General features: G+C 62.5%; 12 protein-coding genes. 6 read left to right on the top strand and 6 right to left on the bottom strand.

The window, feature by feature from the left end:
- Nucleotide 1 precedes the first annotated feature (1 nt).
- The 3 genes from EQV97_RS21500 to EQV97_RS21490 all read right to left on the bottom strand — a co-directional run bounded on the left by EQV97_RS21500 (nt 2) and on the right by EQV97_RS21490 (nt 2,943).
- On the bottom strand, nt 2–958 hold the full coding sequence (locus tag EQV97_RS21500; RefSeq protein ID WP_240889789.1) for an alpha/beta hydrolase: 957 nt from the start codon (nt 956–958) through the stop codon (nt 2–4).
- A gap of 155 nt (nt 959–1,113) precedes the next feature.
- Complete coding sequence (locus EQV97_RS21495; RefSeq protein WP_122838434.1) at nt 1,114–2,112, bottom strand: NAD(P)H-quinone oxidoreductase; 999 nt, start codon at nt 2,110–2,112, stop codon at nt 1,114–1,116.
- 108 nt (nt 2,113–2,220) lie between these two features.
- Nucleotides 2,221–2,943 carry a pirin family protein gene (locus tag EQV97_RS21490; RefSeq protein ID WP_122838435.1) on the bottom strand — a complete coding sequence of 241 codons (723 nt, stop codon included), beginning with the start codon at nt 2,941–2,943 and terminating at the stop codon, nt 2,221–2,223.
- Nucleotides 2,944–3,203: 260 nt separating this feature from the next.
- Between EQV97_RS21490 and EQV97_RS21485 the strand changes: the two genes are divergently transcribed.
- A complete protein-coding gene (locus EQV97_RS21485; RefSeq protein WP_122838436.1) occupies nt 3,204–4,154 on the top strand; it encodes a GlxA family transcriptional regulator in 951 nt (316 codons plus the stop codon).
- A gap of 147 nt (nt 4,155–4,301) precedes the next feature.
- Complete coding sequence (locus tag EQV97_RS21480) at nt 4,302–5,777, top strand: winged helix-turn-helix domain-containing protein (RefSeq protein ID WP_240889787.1); 1,476 nt, start codon at nt 4,302–4,304, stop codon at nt 5,775–5,777.
- On the opposite strand, the gene EQV97_RS21475 is transcribed toward EQV97_RS21480, so the two are convergent.
- Both EQV97_RS21475 and EQV97_RS21470 read right to left on the bottom strand, forming a co-directional pair.
- Nucleotides 5,751–8,549 carry a winged helix-turn-helix domain-containing protein gene (locus tag EQV97_RS21475; RefSeq protein ID WP_240889785.1) on the bottom strand — a complete coding sequence of 933 codons (2,799 nt, stop codon included), beginning with the start codon at nt 8,547–8,549 and terminating at the stop codon, nt 5,751–5,753. The two genes, EQV97_RS21480 and EQV97_RS21475, sit on opposite strands and share 27 nt — an antisense overlap.
- Before the next feature lie 185 nt (nt 8,550–8,734).
- A complete protein-coding gene (locus EQV97_RS21470; RefSeq protein ID WP_240889782.1) occupies nt 8,735–9,175 on the bottom strand; it encodes an AraC family transcriptional regulator in 441 nt (146 codons plus the stop codon).
- A 145-nt stretch (nt 9,176–9,320) separates the two neighbouring features.
- On the opposite strand from EQV97_RS21470, the gene EQV97_RS21465 reads away from it, so the two are divergent.
- From EQV97_RS21465 to ycaC, 4 genes are all read left to right on the top strand, one after another.
- Nucleotides 9,321–10,241: a LysR substrate-binding domain-containing protein gene (locus EQV97_RS21465; RefSeq protein WP_045061270.1), complete on the top strand. Its 921-nt coding sequence runs from the start codon at nt 9,321–9,323 to the stop codon at nt 10,239–10,241.
- A 261-nt stretch (nt 10,242–10,502) separates the two neighbouring features.
- Nucleotides 10,503–11,114 (top strand): antibiotic biosynthesis monooxygenase, encoded by a 612-nt coding sequence (locus tag EQV97_RS21460; RefSeq protein WP_122838637.1) that lies wholly within the window; start codon nt 10,503–10,505, stop codon nt 11,112–11,114.
- Entirely contained in the window at nt 11,111–12,949 is a 1,839-nt protein-coding gene (locus EQV97_RS21455) for an amidohydrolase (protein ID WP_240889780.1), read from the top strand. The genes EQV97_RS21460 and EQV97_RS21455 overlap by 4 nt, the downstream gene beginning before the upstream one ends.
- A 69-nt stretch (nt 12,950–13,018) precedes the next feature.
- Nucleotides 13,019–13,645 carry an isochorismate family cysteine hydrolase YcaC gene (gene ycaC / locus EQV97_RS21450; protein WP_045061273.1) on the top strand — a complete coding sequence of 209 codons (627 nt, stop codon included), beginning with the start codon at nt 13,019–13,021 and terminating at the stop codon, nt 13,643–13,645.
- A 63-nt stretch (nt 13,646–13,708) separates the two neighbouring features.
- Here ycaC and EQV97_RS21445 read toward each other — a convergent pair whose 3' ends face one another.
- Complete coding sequence (locus EQV97_RS21445) at nt 13,709–15,142, bottom strand: mechanosensitive ion channel family protein (RefSeq protein WP_240889778.1); 1,434 nt, start codon at nt 15,140–15,142, stop codon at nt 13,709–13,711.
- Nucleotides 15,143–15,215 lie beyond the last annotated feature (73 nt).

Below are 15,215 nucleotides of genomic sequence, written 5' to 3'. Positions count from 1 at the left end.
CTCAGGAATCGTGTGCAGCCCGGCCGGCGGCAGGGCCGGCTACCTGCGCTGGAGTGGTTTTCATCAGGCTTTCCAGCGCCTGGCGGTACTGCGCACGGCCCAGGCTCATGCTGTTGTTATGCGTGCCACCGGGGATCAGCAGCAGGCGCTTGGGTTCATTGGCGGCGTTGAACAGCTGCTGGCTGAAGCGCGACGGCATGAGCGGGTCGGCCAGGCCGTGAACCACCAGCAACGGCATGTCGATGTCGACGATCTTGTCGATTGAATCGAATTTCTGCGACAGCAGCCAGCGCACCGGCAGCCACTTCACCGGCAAGTTGTTATCGGCCACCTGGGCCACCGCATCCCCCAGTGACGTGAAGGTGGACTCGATCACCAGGCCACGCACAGGCACCGGGTCGCGGTTCTTTTTTGCCTGGGCCGCCAGCTCGGCTGCCAGGTCAACGGCCACCGCACCACCCAGGGAATGCCCGTAGATCAGGCGCTTGCTGGCGTCGGGCTGCATCGCCGTGAAACGCTCCCAGGCCGCACGTGCATCTTCGTAGACACTGGCTTCAGAAGGCAGGTCACCTTTGCTCTGGCCAAAGCCGCGGTAGTCGATGGCCAGCACCGAATAGCCCATGGCGCGCAGTTGCTCGATGCGAAATGCCTGGCCGGTCAGGTTCCAGCGCACACCGTGCAGGTACAGGATTGACGGCGCATCGCGGCGCGCCGCCGGCCACCACCAGGCATGCAGGGATTGCCCGGCCTTGAAACCGGAGGGCTTGATGTCAAACTCCTGAACGTCCTTGGGCAGGCCCCGGTACCAACCGGCGGTCCCCGGTTCGATGCGAAACAGCAACTCGCGCTCCTTGTGCTGGAGCACCCCGCAACCCACCGGCAAGCCGACAATCAGCGCAGCCATGCACATCAGCGAGAGCCAACGGCGGCGCAGCAGGGGGAGGAGGGAAGAGCGCATAACGGTCGTTCACCATCAAAAAAACTGAAGTTTGGGTTTTAACAGATGCGTGGCGCAGGCGGGAAAAATATCGACAGCCGTCAACTGCCCATACATGCCTGCAGGAGCGAGCTTGCTCCTGCAGAGGGAACCTGTGTTGATGCGCGGTTGGAGTATCAATCCACCTGCAACACGATCTTGCCAATGTGATCACCAGCCTCCATCCGTGCATGCGCCTGGGATGCGTCGGCCAGAGCGAAGACCTTGTCGATCATCGGCACGCACCGCCCGGCGGACAATACCGGCCAGACGTACTCGCGCAACTGTTCGGCAATCGAGGCCTTTTCCTCGCGGGTGCGCGAACGCATCAGCGAGCCGGTGATGGTTGCGCGCTTGCCGAGGATCGCCATCAGGTCGACTTCATTGGCTTTGGCGCCTCCCAGGAAACCCAGCATCACCAGGCGACCGTCCATGCCCAGTGCCGCGATGTTCTGGTTCAGGTATGAGCCGCCCATGATATCGAGAATCACATTCACGCCTTTGCCGGCAGTCTTGTCCTGAATCACCTGGACGAAGTCCTGGTCACGATAGTTGATCGCCTCGGCGCCCAGCTGGCGTATCGCCGCGCATTTGTCCTCGCTCCCCGCCGTGGCGAACGCCTTGACCCCGAACTCGCGACACAGCATGAGGGCGGTGGTGCCGATCCCGCTGGTGCCGCCATGAATCAGCGCCCGCTGGCCCTTGCTGGCGCCACCGATGTCGAACAGGTTGGCCCACACCGTGAAAAACGTTTCCGGGACGGCGGCCGCGTGAATCCAGTCCATGCCGTCGGGAATTGGCAGGGTCTGGCTGGCCGGCGCCACACAATATTGGGCATAGCCGCCGCCATTGGTCAGGGCGCAGACCCTGTCACCGACGATGAACTCGTTGACCCCTGCGCCGATCGCGACCACTTCTCCCGCCACTTCCAGGCCAGGAATCGGGCTCATTCCAGGCTTCATCGGGTACTTGCCGGTGCGTTGAATGACATCGGGACGGTTGACCCCGGCGGCGTGAACGCGGATCAGCACTTCGCCGGCGGCCGCCACAGGCAGCGCTTCCTGACGCGGCTGCAAGACCTCGGGGCCGCCAGGCTGGGTGATTTCAATGAGGGTCATGGTCTGTGGCAGGGGCATGGCAGTGGCCTGTTTTTAAGGATGTAATGGATAAGACCATTTTTTTCGCAGTTTTACTGTAGGGGCTGTCGTGAGAAACGAGGCTGCGATCTTTTGACCCTATTGCCATTACGGCATCTGCGGCAATTCCTGCGCCCGCAAATCAAACACCAGCACCTCAGCATCCACACCATTGCTCAACATCAACACCTGCTCATTACGCACCCGCACCCCATCGCCCTCCTGCAACCGCAGGCCATTAAGCTCGACACTGCCGCTCGCCACATGCACGTAGGCATAGCGGTTGGCTGCAAGCTCCAGGGTGGCGCTTTCCTCGCCGTCGATCAGTGCCGCGTACACCCGCGCATCCTGGCGCACCTTCAGCGAGCCGTTGCTACCGTCCGGCGAAATGATCAGTTGCAGGCGCCCGCGTTTTTTCTGCGTACTGAAGTGCTCCTGTTGGTAGCGTGGTTTGGCCCCGGCGACATCGGGCACGATCCAGATTTGCAGAAAGTGCACCGGGCGGGTGCTTGAGTGGTTGTACTCACTGTGTGCAACACCACTGCCCGCGCTCATCAATTGCACGTCCCCGGGACGAATCACCGAGCCGGTGCCCAGAGTGTCCTTGTGCTCCAGTGCGCCTTCGAGCACATAGGAGAAAATCTCCATGTCGCGGTGCGGGTGCTGGCCGAAACCTTTCCCGGCCGCCACGCGGTCATCGTTGATCACCAGCAGGTCGGAAAATCCCTGCTCTTTCGGGTTGCGGTAGCTGGCAAACGAAAAGGTATGGAACGACTTCAACCAACCGTGATTGGCCATGCCGCGATCAGTGGCTTTGCGAAGGGTCAGCATGATGAATTCTCCTGGAGGGACGGTGATTCGTCCGAGTGAGGAGAAGGTTAATGGTTACTGCTCGATGCAATAAGTAGATGAAAATTGAAATACTGTCGCTTCCAGGTTGACAGTAATGTGCGGATGATCACCTTTTCCCGCCCGACATCCAGGCTGAACCTGGTCATAATGCCCAGCACCTTAGACCCAACTCTGTAGGAGCAAGCTTCGCTCCTGCAGGGGAAGGTGCGTCTTTACATGAACCCAGTGATATTGATCCCATGAAAACCGTGGCAATGGTGCTGTTCCCCGATTTCCTCCTGCTCGACATGGCCGGCCCCATGGAGGTGTTTTCCATCGCCAATCGTTATCTGGCAGCCGAGCACGCCTACGTACTCACCACCATCGGCACCGAACCCGGCCCGCTGCGTGCGTCCAACGGTGTCAGCCTCAGCACCGATCTGCACATCGACCAGGCCTCTGATAGCTATGACCTGCTGCTGGTCCCCGGCGGCCCCGGCGCCTACAACGAAAGGCACCCCTCGTTACTCGCCTGGCTGCCGGCCGCGACAGCCCGGGCCGGCCAGTACGGCTCGATCTGTACAGGTGCCTTCGTGCTTGGCCATGCGGGCCTGCTCGACGGCTATCGGGTGACCACCCACTGGCACTACACCGAGCGGCTGATCAAGGGCTTCCCCAAGGCGACGGTCGAGACCGATCAGATCTACGTGCTGGACCGCAATCTGATCACCTCCGGTGGCGTGACGGCCGGTATCGACCTGGCGCTTTCGGTGGTTGCCGCCGACCACGGCAAGAAAGTCGCCCAGGACGTGGCCAAGGTGTTGCTGGTGGTGATGAAGCGCCAGGGTGGGCAGGCACAATTCAGTCCTTTGATGGCGGCCGTGGCGCCGCAGGAAACGGCCATCACCCGGGTGCAGAACCATGTGCTGGAACACCTCGACCAGCCTTTCAACATTGATGGCATGGCCAGCCTGGCGGCCATGAGCCCGCGGCATTTCGCCAGGGTGTTCGCCCGGGAAGTGGGCATGACGCCCATGGAGTTCCTCCAGCGTGCGCGCATCGATCACGCGAGAAACCTGTTGGAAACCAGTGACTTGCCACTCAAGACCATCGCCTTCAAAAGTGGTTTCGGCAGCGTGCGGCACATGCGGTTTCTGTTCAGTGAAAAGCTCGGCCTGACCCCCACTCATTACCGCGAGCAGTTCAGCTGAGGCTGATTGTCCGTCCCGCGCACCCGGATGGCCGTGACACTCCCATCGCCGCAGTTGTGCTGTCACCAATGCCTGCCAAGATAGATGAGAACTCATTGCACTGGAGATGCGGGAATCCGCAGGGTCGGGTTTCAGCATGTAAACGGCATGAACAGTCTCAGAGATTTGCACAGCGATACGGTGCTGCACTTCGGGCCCTATGCCTTCTACCTGCAACAACGCCTGATTCTGGACGGCGAGGTGGCGCTACGCATGGGCGGTCGCGCCCTGGACCTCCTGCAGCTACTGGTCGAGCAAGCGGGCACAGTGGTGAGCAAAGAGCAGTTGATCGCCCGGGTGTGGCCCACTTCGGTGGTCGAGGAAATCAACCTGCGGGTGCACATTGCCGCCTTGCGCCGGGCCCTGGGCGATGGGCAGAACGGCCTGCGCTACATCATCAATGTTCCCCAGAAGGGCTACTGTTTTGTCGCGCCAGTGGTGCAGGGGCCGGCGAGCACGCTAGTTGCCCTTGAAACTTGCCTGCCACCCCAGCACAACTTGCCCGCCCGGCTGACCCCGGTAACCGGCCGGGACTCGGTGGTCGGCAGCCTGGTGCGGCAGTTGCCGGTCCGGCGTCAGCTGACGCTGGTCGGCCCCGGCGGCATTGGCAAGACCACGGTCGCGCTGCGGGTCGCCGAACTGTTGTTGCAGCACTATCGGGACGGCGTGTGGCGGGTGGATTTTTCCACCCTCGATGATCCGACGCGAGTGGTCGATCATGTGCTGCGAAGCCTTGGTCTGGAAGTTGGCTCGACCCTCGAGGCGCTAAAGGCGCGGCATGCCCTGCTGGTGCTGGATAACTGCGAGCACGTGCTCGAACGCTGTCGTCACCTGGTCGAGGCGCTGCTACGGGGCGCACCACGGTTATCGATCCTGGTCACCAGTCGCGAACCCCTGCAGGCCGCCGGTGAAACCGTCCAGCGCGTGGCACCACTGGTCGTTCCACCGGTGTCCGCGCTGCACAGCGTCGAGCAGGTGATGGGCTATTCGGCGGTGCAGTTGTTTGTCAGCCGGGCGCGGGCGCGTCAGCAAGGTTTTGCCCTGCGCGAACAAGACCTCAAGGCCTTGCGTGAAATCTGTCGCCGCCTGGATGGTTTGCCCCTGGCCATTGAACTCGCTGCGGCGCAAATCGATGCCTTGGCGTTGGTGGGATTGCAGGCCCAGCTCGACAATTGCTTCCAGTTGTTGACCCAGGGCCGGCGTACTGCGGTGCCGCGCCACCAGACCCTCAAGGCGGCTCTGGACTGGAGTTACGACAAGCTCAGCAACCGCGAGCAGACGGTGCTGCAGCGCCTGGCCGTGTTCAAGATGTCGTTCACCCTGGAGGCGGCCATCGGCGTGATCAGCTGCGCGGTGCTGCGTCCCGCGCAATTGCTGACGCTGCTGGAGGGGCTGGTGGCCAAATCGCTGCTGTCGCTGGAACAGGTCAACGGCAGCGCGCGGTATCGCTTGCTGCACACTACTCGCCGCTATGCGCTGGATAAGCTTTCGCACAGCGGTTGCCTGCACCTGTTCGAGGTGCGCTACGGCCATCACATCCGCCGCGCCTGGCGTGAGTCAGGTGTGCTGGAGGTTGTCGAGTAGACGTCGCGCTTTTTGCAGGTCCGGTGTGGCGAAGCCCTCGGTGAAACGCGCGTAAACGGGCGCGAGCAGTTCCTGCGCCTGCAGCGGTCGTCCCAGATGCAGCCAGAGTTGCGCCAGGGCGGTGGCGCTGCGCAGTTCCCAGGCCAGGGCGCCCTGGTTGCTCGCCACATTCAGCGCCCTGATCAGTAGCGCCTCGACCTCGCGCGCCGCTTCGTCTGAATCATTGACCGCCAGCAAGGTACCGGCCCTGGCGCGCATGATTTCCGCCGTACACCAACCGGCCATCCCGGTCTCCGCCCGAAGCACCAATGCTTCATCGATCAGCCCGGCATCCAGCGTGAGCATGATCTCCCGGATCAACCCGGAACCTGCCGGCGCGGCAGTCGGTGCTGTGTCGGGGGCGATCACCTGCGCATACTCGCGCGCCCAGTTGTAGAACAGCAGCACCGAGTGTTTCTGCGCTTGCTGCAGCAGCAGTTGCAACAGTTCACGGGCGCTGCAGGTATCGCCGTTGTAGTGTGCGATCAGGCAGCCTGCTAGTGCCAGGGTGTAGCAGATCGACGTGCCGTGGTTGATCTGCAGCGCTACGTCCAGCGCCTGCCGGGCCGTACGCCAGGCTTGTTCGGGCTGACCCTGGACCCAGAGGATGCGCGCCAGAATCGTCAGCGCCGCCACGCTCTGGTCGTATTGCACGCCAAAACCATGAGTGAAACGGTTGAGGTGCCCGCTCTGTGCCATGCGCTGGATCACCTCTTCGGCGTTGACCCGGGCCATGCGCTGATTGCCCACGAAGTGCAGGGCGAGCACCCGCAGGCGGTGCGCGCTCAAGTCCAGCAGCGGGTCACCGTGGCGGCCGAGGCGGTCGAATTGCTGGCTTTGCTCCAGGGCCATCTGATAATTGCCGCAACTGAGGTTGACCGCCATGTACCCCGACACCGCGCGCAATTCCCCGGCCACGTCATTGCTCGCCCTGGCCAGGTTCCTGGCGCTGACGAACGCTTCGATGGTCTCGGCAGTGCCGCCCTGGGTGTGATAGCAGGAACTGCCGAGTGCAAGATTGAGGCTCATCTTCAGTTGCGGGCAGGGCTGCGGTTCTACGTCGAGCAATGCCAGCGCCTTGCGCACGTAGGCGCCGTGTTCCTTGAGCAGTGACAGCTCCTGCCACAGCGGCGTGGAAGCCGCCGCCAGGGTGATCGCCAGCGTCTGCGGGCCGGCGGCATGCAACCCCCAATCGAGGGCGCAGCGGATGTCCGCCAGGCTGCGGGCATAGCGCTCGATCCACCGGCTGGTCGGAATCAACTCCCAGTCGGTCCGGGCCTGTTGCATCAGGGCCAGGCACCGTGCGCCGTGCCGGGCGCGGGTGTCCAGCAGATCACCGGCCTGTTCGAGTTTTTCCAGGGCATAGCCGCGGGTGAGATCGAGCAGGCGGTAGAACACCTCTTCGTCGCCGACTTCCACGTTGAGCAATGACTTGGCCACCAGTTGGGTGATCGAAGCAAACACTTCATCGGGCTCGATCTGTTCGCCCACGATCACCGCTGCGGCTGAGGCCAGGGTGAAGCCGCCGCGAAATACGCCGAGTCGGCGCAGGCACACCTGCTCGCAGGGGCTTAACAGTTCAAAGCTCCAGTCCAGGGTGGCGCGCAAGGTCTGATGGCGGGCCAGGCTCAGGTCACTGCCGTGGGCCAGCAGGCGAAAACTGCCCTGCAGCTGGGTCAGCAGGCCGCTCAAGCCAAAGCGGCCAACCTCCGCCGCTGCCAGTTCAATGGCCAGCGGGATGCCGTCGAGTCGGTGGCAAATTTCGACCAGCACCGGCAATTGCGCATCGTGCAGCTCGAAACTGTCGTGGCTGGCCATGGCCCGTTCGACGAACAGTTGCAGCGCGGAAAAGCTCAGCGCCTGGGCGCGGTCCAGCACCGTGGAGGGCGGCGGGCAGTCCAGCGACTCCAGGCGCTGCACGAACTCGCCCTCGGCCCGCAGGCCCTCGCGGCTGGTGGCCAGGATGTGCACGTTGGGCGCACCACGCAGAATGTTCTCGCAGAGCAGGGCAACGGCGTCGACCAGGTGTTCGCAGTTGTCGATCACCAACAGCATCTGCCGCTCGCTCAGGAAGTTCACCAGGCTGCCCATTGGCTCGGTGTCGTGCACGGACAGGTCGAGCAGGGTGGCCAGATGCGTGGTGATCATTGAAGGGTCGTTTATCGGCGCCAGGTCCAGCAGGCGAATGCCATCGCGGTATTGCCCGATCAATTGCTCGGCGACGCGCAGGGCGACGGTGGTCTTGCCGATGCCGCCGGGGCCGACGAGGGTGATAAAACGCTGGCGCGACAGGTGTGTCACCAGGCGCTCGACCAGGGCTTGGCGACCGATCAGGCGGGTGCGCCGCACGGGCAGGTTGTGGCGGCTGCGTTCGACTGCGGCAGGCGCCGGATGTGGCTCGAAGGCCTGCATCGAATAGGGCGCGACAAAGCTATAGCCGCGCTGCGCAACCGTGATGATGTAGCGCTGCCCGGTCTGGCCGTCGCCCAGGGCTTTGCGCAAAGCAGCCATATGGACCCGCAGGTTGATGTCTTCCACCACGCTGTCGGGCCACACTCCGGCGATCAACACCTGCTTGCTGACCACATTGCCGGCGTGTTGCAGCAGGATCAACAGGATATCCAGGGCGCGCCGGCCCAGCCGCAACGGCTGGTCGCCCTCCAGCACCAGGCGCTGGCCGGGGTAGATCCGGTAGGGGCCGAAATGGATGGCCAGTTCGGGGGAAAGGGTCACGCGCTCACTCCTGCTTGCGTGCGTCTGGTACGCAGTTTGCGAGCATATTCCAGAGGTTTGCGCGTCAACGCAACGGTACGCCGGGCGAGCCCGCTTTGCGGTGCAGAATTAACGGCGTTTAACTCGACGCCATCGCGATTCGATTCGGACACTCTATGGCGTGACCGAGACTCGCAACGAGCGGCTCAACGCTGACAGACCGGCATTGCTCCAGGCTTGAGGCTGGTCGGGGAACGCACCATCCGGCATCGCCACGCGAACGGATTGATGCCTTCGCTGCGGGTGAAGATATGGCAAAAATGCGCCTGGTCGCAGAAGCCGCATTCCAGGCTGATTTGCGTCAGTGTCATGTCGGTGCTCTGGATCAGTTGCTTGGCGCGGGCGAGGCGTTGCTGGCGAATCCAGTCCTGGGGTGATAGACCGGTGCTGCACTTGAACGCGCGGGAGAAATGGCTGCGCGACAGGGCGCATGCACGCGCCAGGTCGGCGACTTCGACGGTCTCGCTCAAACGGTCGAGGATCAACTGCTTGGCCAGGCTTTCACGCCACGGGATCAGGCCACCAGTCTTCTTCTTGCGCGGTTCGACGACGGGCGTGCAGGCGATAGTTTGCTGAGATTGAGCCATAAGCAATATCCGGGTTGGTACACCGCATTCTTGGACGGGAGGCTCTGCGTGGCGAGTTAATCGTTGTTAATTGCGTGTTAACACCAGGCAGCCTGGAATAAAATCAGCCACAATCGGGTGTTCACCCTTGAGGGAATCGCGACCCATGAACCGAAACGATCTGCGCCGAGTCGATATGAACCTGCTGGTGATTTTCGAGGCCTTGATGTTCGAAAAGAACCTCACTCGCGTCGCTGAAAAACTGTTCATGGGACAGCCGGCAGTGAGTGCCGCACTGGGACGGTTGCGTGACCTGTTTGACGATCCGTTGTTGCTGCGCAACGGCCGGAGCATGGAACCCACTGCCCGCGCACTGGCGATTCTCAAGGAGTTGCAACCGGCGATGGACACCATCTCTGGCGCGGTCAGCCGGGCCAAGGAGTTCGATCCGGCGAGCAGCTGCGATGTGTTTCGCATCGGCCTGTCGGACGATGCCGAGTTTGGCCTGTTTCCATCACTGCTGACGCGCCTTCGCGAGGAGGCGCCAGGCATCATCGTGGTGGTACGCCGGGCGAATTACCTGTTGATGCCGGCGCTCCTGGCCTCAGGTGAAATCTCCGTCGGGGTCAGCTACACCACGGATCTGCCGGCCAACGCCAAGCGCAAGACCCTGCGCGATATTCCCTGCAAAGTGCTGCGTGCAGACAAGCGACCAGGCGCGCTGACCCTGGATGAGTACTGCGAGCGGCCTCATGCCATGGTCTCGTTTTCCGGGGACCTGAGCGGCAACATTGACCTGGACCTGGCCAAGATTGGCCGCAATCGTCGGGTGGTCCTGGGCGTGCCGCAATTCAGCGGCCTGCGCGCCTTGCTGGCCGGTACCGAGATGATTGCAACCGTTCCGGATTACGCGGCCTGCGCGCTGGTCGAAGGCTGCGCCCTGCGCGCCGAGGACCCGCCATTCCCGATCGAGGCGGCGCAGCTCTCCATGGCCTGGAGCGGGGTGCACGACAACGATCCGGCAGAACGCTGGCTGCGCTCGCGGATCAGCGACTTCATGTCACGGCCGCTTCCAATAGAGGCATAACTACCCCTGAAATCTTCGCGTGGCGTGGGACCAGGGTGGGAGCGAGCCTGCTCGCGACAGCGGTGGGGCAGTTGAACAAATGTTGAAGGTACCGGCCCCCTAGCGAGCAAGCCCGCTCCCACAGCGGATTTTCGCTGGTCGAGCTCAGCCAGCCAGAACAGCACATACATCCAATTCCCTGCACAAAACTCCCTGCACTATTCTCTTATTGCCGGCCAGAACGTCTGGCGCTCAATGATCGATTGTGCGGAGCGTTACGCCATGTCTGAACCCACCACACGTCACACCCCCGTGCGCGGCTTTGAAGAAGTCGTGACCCTGGTGATCAAACACCGGGTCAAGGCCGGTTTTGAAGTGCCCTACGAAACCTGGTTGCGCAACATCGTCACCATCGCCGGACAGCAGGATGGGCATCTGGGCGTGGACGTGATGCGCGGCAAGAACGCCGGTCTCGACCTGTACACCTGCGTGCTGCGCTTCTGCTCCACCGAAGCCATGCAGCGCTGGCTCGATTCGCCGCAACGGCTGGCGCTGGTCAACGAAGCCACGCCCATGCTGGCAGACGGTGACCAGACCGAGGTCAACCCGGTCAACGAATTCTGGTTCACCCAGGCCGACGCCGCCTCACCACCACCGCCACGCTGGAAGCAGGCCGTGGTGACGTTGCTGGTCATTCTGCCGCACACCCTGCTGGTGCCATTGATCTGGGGGCCACTGCTGCAACTCCACCCCTTGCTCTCCAACTACGTGGTGGCCACGTTCCTGATCACCCTCACCATCGTCGTCTCGGTGGTGTACCTGTTCATGCCGATGGCGACGCGGCTGTTCGCGCCCTGGCTGTCTCCCACCTCCGAGCCCAAGGAAAACCCATGAACGCCGATCTGATTCTGTTCAACGGCCAATTTCATACCGTCGACCGGGAGAACCCGCGCGCCAGTGCCGTGGCCATCGGCGAAGGCCGTTTCATCGCCGTTGGCACCGATGCCCAGGCCATGGCCCTGCGCGGTGCACACACCCAGGTCATCGACCTCAAGGGCCGCTGCGTCATACCGGGGCTCAACGACTCGCACCTGCACCTGATTCGTGGTGGCCTGAACTACAACCTCGAGTTGCGCTGGGAAGGCGTGCCCTCGGTGGCCGATGCCCTGCGCATGCTCAAGGAGCAGGCGGACCGCACGCCGACCCCGCAGTGGGTCCGGGTGGTGGGCGGCTGGAACGAATTCCAGTTCGCCGAAAAGCGCATGCCGACCCTGGAAGAACTCAACCAGGCGGCACCGGACACGCCAGTGTTCGTGCTGCACCTGTACGACCGCGCCTTGCTCAACCGTGCCGCCCTGCGAGTGGCCGGCTACACCCGCAACACGCCGAATCCGCCAGGTGGCGAGATTGTCCGGGATGCCAACGGTGAGCCGACCGGTATGCTGGTGGCGCGTCCCAATGCGATGATCCTTTACTCGACCCTGGCCAAGGGGCCGAAGCTGCCGCTGGAGTATCAGGTCAACTCCACTCGCCAGTTCATGCGCGAACTCAACCGCCTTGGCCTGACCAGCGCGATCGATGCCGGCGGTGGTTTCCAGAACTACCCGGACGACTATCAGGTGATCGAGCAGTTGGCGAAAGATCAGCAACTGACCATCCGCATCGCCTACAACCTGTTCACCCAGAAACCCAAGGAAGAACTCACCGACTTCAAGAACTGGACCAGCAGCGTGACCCTGCACCAGGGCGACGACTTCCTGCGACACAACGGCGCCGGCGAGATGCTGGTGTTCTCGGCAGCCGACTTCGAGGACTTTCTCGAGCCGCGCCCGGACCTGCCGCAGACCATGGAAGATGAACTCGAGCCGGTGGTACGCCACCTGGTCGAGCAACGCTGGCCGTTTCGTCTGCACGCCACCTACAACGAATCCATCAGCCGCATGCTCGACGTGTTCGAGAAGGTCAACCGCGACATTCCATTCAACGGCTTGCCATGGTTCTTCGATCACGCCGAAACGATTACCCCGCACAACATCGAGCGGGTGAGGGCGCTGGGCGGTGGTATTGCGATTCAGGATCGCATGGCCTTTCAGGGCGAGTACTTCGTCGAGCGTTACGGCGCCAAGGCCGCCGAAGCCACGCCGCCGATCAAACGCATGCTCGCTGAAGGCGTACCTGTCGGCGCCGGCACCGACGCGACGCGGGTGTCCAGCTACAACCCCTGGACCTCGTTGTACTGGATGGTCAGCGGTCGCACCGTCGGTGGCCTGGAGTTGCACAGCGAAGGCCTCTCCCGGCAGACCGCGCTCGAACTGTTCACCCATGGCAGCGCCTGGTTCTCCTCCGAGCAGGGCAAGAAAGGCATGATCAAGGTCGGCCAACTGGCTGACCTGGCCGCCCTGAGTGCGGATTTTTTCAGCGTTGATGAAGAAGCCATCAAGTGGATCGAGTCGGTGTTGACCGTGGTCGGCGGCAAGGTGGTGTATGCCGCCGGTGACTTTGAAAAACTTGGCCCGGCGAAAGTGCCGGTGCTGCCCGACTGGTCTCCGGTGGTGAAGGTCCCCGGCCACTGGCGCCCGACCTCGCCGATCCAGGCCCAGGTGCATCACTGCAGCGGACCCTGTGGTGTGCATGCCCATAGCCACGACCGGGCGCGTTTGTCGAACGCTCCGGTGAGTGATTTTGCCGGCTTCTGGGGCGCCTTCGGCTGCTCGTGTTTCGCGTTCTGACGACTGTCCACGCTGCGCCGAATTCCCCTTCGGCGCGGCACGTAATGCCCATCCAACGAGGAGTTTCACATGAGCAATGTTCCCTACAAGCGCCTGAACAAAGATGACGCCGTGGTGCTGCTGGTCGACCACCAGACCGGTCTGATCTCGCTGGTCCAGGATTTCTCGCCGAACGAGTTCAAGAACAACGTGCTGGCCCTGGGCGACGTGGCCAAGTTCTTCAAGCTGCCGACCATCCTCACCACCAGTTTTGAAAACGGCCCGAACGGTCCGATGGTTCCAGAGCTCAAGGAGCAATTTCCGGACGCGCCGTACATTCCTCGTCCTGGCCAGATCAATGCGTGGGATAACGAAGACTTTGTCAAGGCGGTCAAGGCCACCGGGCGCAAGCAACTGATCATCGCCGGCGTCGTGACCGATGTTTGCGTGACTTTCCCGACGCTCTCGGCGCTGGCGGAAGGTTTCGAAGTGTTTGTGGTGACCGACGCTTCCGGCACTTTCAACGAAACCGTCCAGCAAGCCGCCTGGGCCCGCATGGCTGCCGCTGGCGCGCAACTGGTCAACTGGTTCTCGGTGGCCTGTGAGCTGCAGGGGGACTGGCGCAACGACATGGAAGGCCTGGCCAACCTGCTGTCGCCGCGCATTCCCAACTACCGCAACCTGATGAACAGCTATTCGGTGCTGAGCTCGAAGTAAGCATTTTCGGCCAACACCGATAGCCTGTGGGAGCGGGCAACCCCGCTTCCACTGTGCCTTGCGTCAGCCTTGACGTTTTTGCAACCACCCCAGGAACCCGCCTTTACGGATCGGCTCCGGCTTGGCCATCAGCGCCAACCGGCTGTTCTGCTGGCGCACCGCTTGCAATTTGTTCAACGCCCGACCCACTTCTACACGCGCCTCCATGCATTGGCGGGCCAGGGATTTGTCGATCCGGTAAATGATGCACGAGGTCAATGTCGTGAACGTGGCCTGGGACGGTGAGTCCGTGAGGATGCTCTGTTCGCCCATCACCTCGCTCGGGCCCATGCGCCCGGCTTCGGTGTGCTCACTGCCATCGGGTACGCTGGCACTGACGACACCGGTGGCAATCACCATCAGGCTGTCCGGCACATCGCCCAGTTCCAGTACCACCTGACCTGCGGCGTATTGCTGCGCAACCATCGAGCGCGCCATTTCGTCGCGTTCCGCGTCACTCAGGGAGCGGAAGACTTTGACTTCATCCAGCAACGCCCGGGCCCGGGTAGTGGGTTCGATCACGCCGTCGAGCTGACGGGAAATCCCCGCCGCCTCAAGGTGTCGATGAGCCAGGTCGAACAGTTGGTTGCGCACCTCACTCTTCTTGCCCAACTCGGCAATGAAGCCGCTGGCGACGTACTCCGACATGGATTCGCCAGCTTCCTTGAGCACGGCTTTCGGCGCCGGATTGAGCAGCAGGCTGCTGCTGCCTTGCAGGGTGCGATCCAGGGCATCCAGCACGCGGCGCGGACGGATGTGATTGGGCACGTGGAGGCTGATCGACACCCCGTGCATGTTGCTCGGCCGGCTCAGGTTGACGATTTTCGCCTTCGCCGCCACCGAGTTAGGCACTACCGCAGTGCTGCCAGCACTGGTCAACAGGTGGGTGGCGCGCCAGTCGATATCGAGCACCTTGCCTTCCACGCCGTCGATCATGATCCAGTCATCCACCTGATAGGGTTTGGTGGTGTTGAGCACGATCCCGGAGAACACATCGCTCAAGGTGCTTTGCAATGCCAGGCCGACTACGATTGCCACCACCCCGGAAGTCGCCAGCAAGCCTTTCACCGGCAGCTCCAGCACATAACCCGCCGCTGCGACGATGGCGATCAGGAACACCAGGGCGCCAATCACGTCCTGCAGCAACCGTCCGCTGTGGCCGATGCGCCGCACCAGCACCAGGCCGATGACCTCGGTCAGCACGCGCGCCGCATACAGCCACCAGAGAATACCCAGGGCCGTTGCGCCCAACTGCAGCACGCTATCGTCGGCAAACAACGGGGCCTGCAACGGGCTGACACCGGCATTGATGATCAGCGCGCTGAACCCCATGAACAGCCCCAGGCGCACCCCGACACGCACCACGCGATGCTTGAATGGCGCGAAGTGCCAGAGCAGGGTGTCGATGACCAGTAGCAAGGCACTCAAGGACAACAGGTGGGCGAGGACAAAGGACATGGAGAACCCCGGAAGGCTGGAGTGATAATGCAAAATTGCTTTTCGTAGGCGCCGGCAAGCCGGGCTCCTACGA

It is taken from the genome of Pseudomonas sp. TMW22090, assembly GCF_022496665.1.
In the GTDB taxonomy this organism is placed as follows: Bacteria; Pseudomonadota; Gammaproteobacteria; order Pseudomonadales; family Pseudomonadaceae; genus Aquipseudomonas; species Aquipseudomonas gregormendelii.
Note: the sequence above shows the minus strand (reverse complement) of the source record. Positions and strands in the feature narration are given on the sequence as shown.

Coding starts and splice junctions, on each gene's coding strand:
- EQV97_RS21500 (WP_240889789.1), bottom strand. CDS start 958: ATGCGCTCTTCCCTCCTCCCCCTGCTGCGCCGCCGTTGGCTCTCGCTG.
- EQV97_RS21495 (WP_122838434.1), bottom strand. CDS start 2,112: ATGCCCCTGCCACAGACCATGACCCTCATTGAAATCACCCAGCCTGGC.
- EQV97_RS21490 (WP_122838435.1), bottom strand. CDS start 2,943: ATGCTGACCCTTCGCAAAGCCACTGATCGCGGCATGGCCAATCACGGT.
- EQV97_RS21485 (WP_122838436.1), top strand. CDS start 3,204: ATGAAAACCGTGGCAATGGTGCTGTTCCCCGATTTCCTCCTGCTCGAC.
- EQV97_RS21480 (WP_240889787.1), top strand. CDS start 4,302: ATGAACAGTCTCAGAGATTTGCACAGCGATACGGTGCTGCACTTCGGG.
- EQV97_RS21470 (WP_240889782.1), bottom strand. CDS start 9,175: ATGGCTCAATCTCAGCAAACTATCGCCTGCACGCCCGTCGTCGAACCG.
- EQV97_RS21465 (WP_045061270.1), top strand. CDS start 9,321: ATGAACCGAAACGATCTGCGCCGAGTCGATATGAACCTGCTGGTGATT.
- EQV97_RS21460 (WP_122838637.1), top strand. CDS start 10,503: ATGTCTGAACCCACCACACGTCACACCCCCGTGCGCGGCTTTGAAGAA.
- EQV97_RS21455 (WP_240889780.1), top strand. CDS start 11,111: ATGAACGCCGATCTGATTCTGTTCAACGGCCAATTTCATACCGTCGAC.
- ycaC (WP_045061273.1), top strand. CDS start 13,019: ATGAGCAATGTTCCCTACAAGCGCCTGAACAAAGATGACGCCGTGGTG.
- EQV97_RS21445 (WP_240889778.1), bottom strand. CDS start 15,142: ATGTCCTTTGTCCTCGCCCACCTGTTGTCCTTGAGTGCCTTGCTACTG.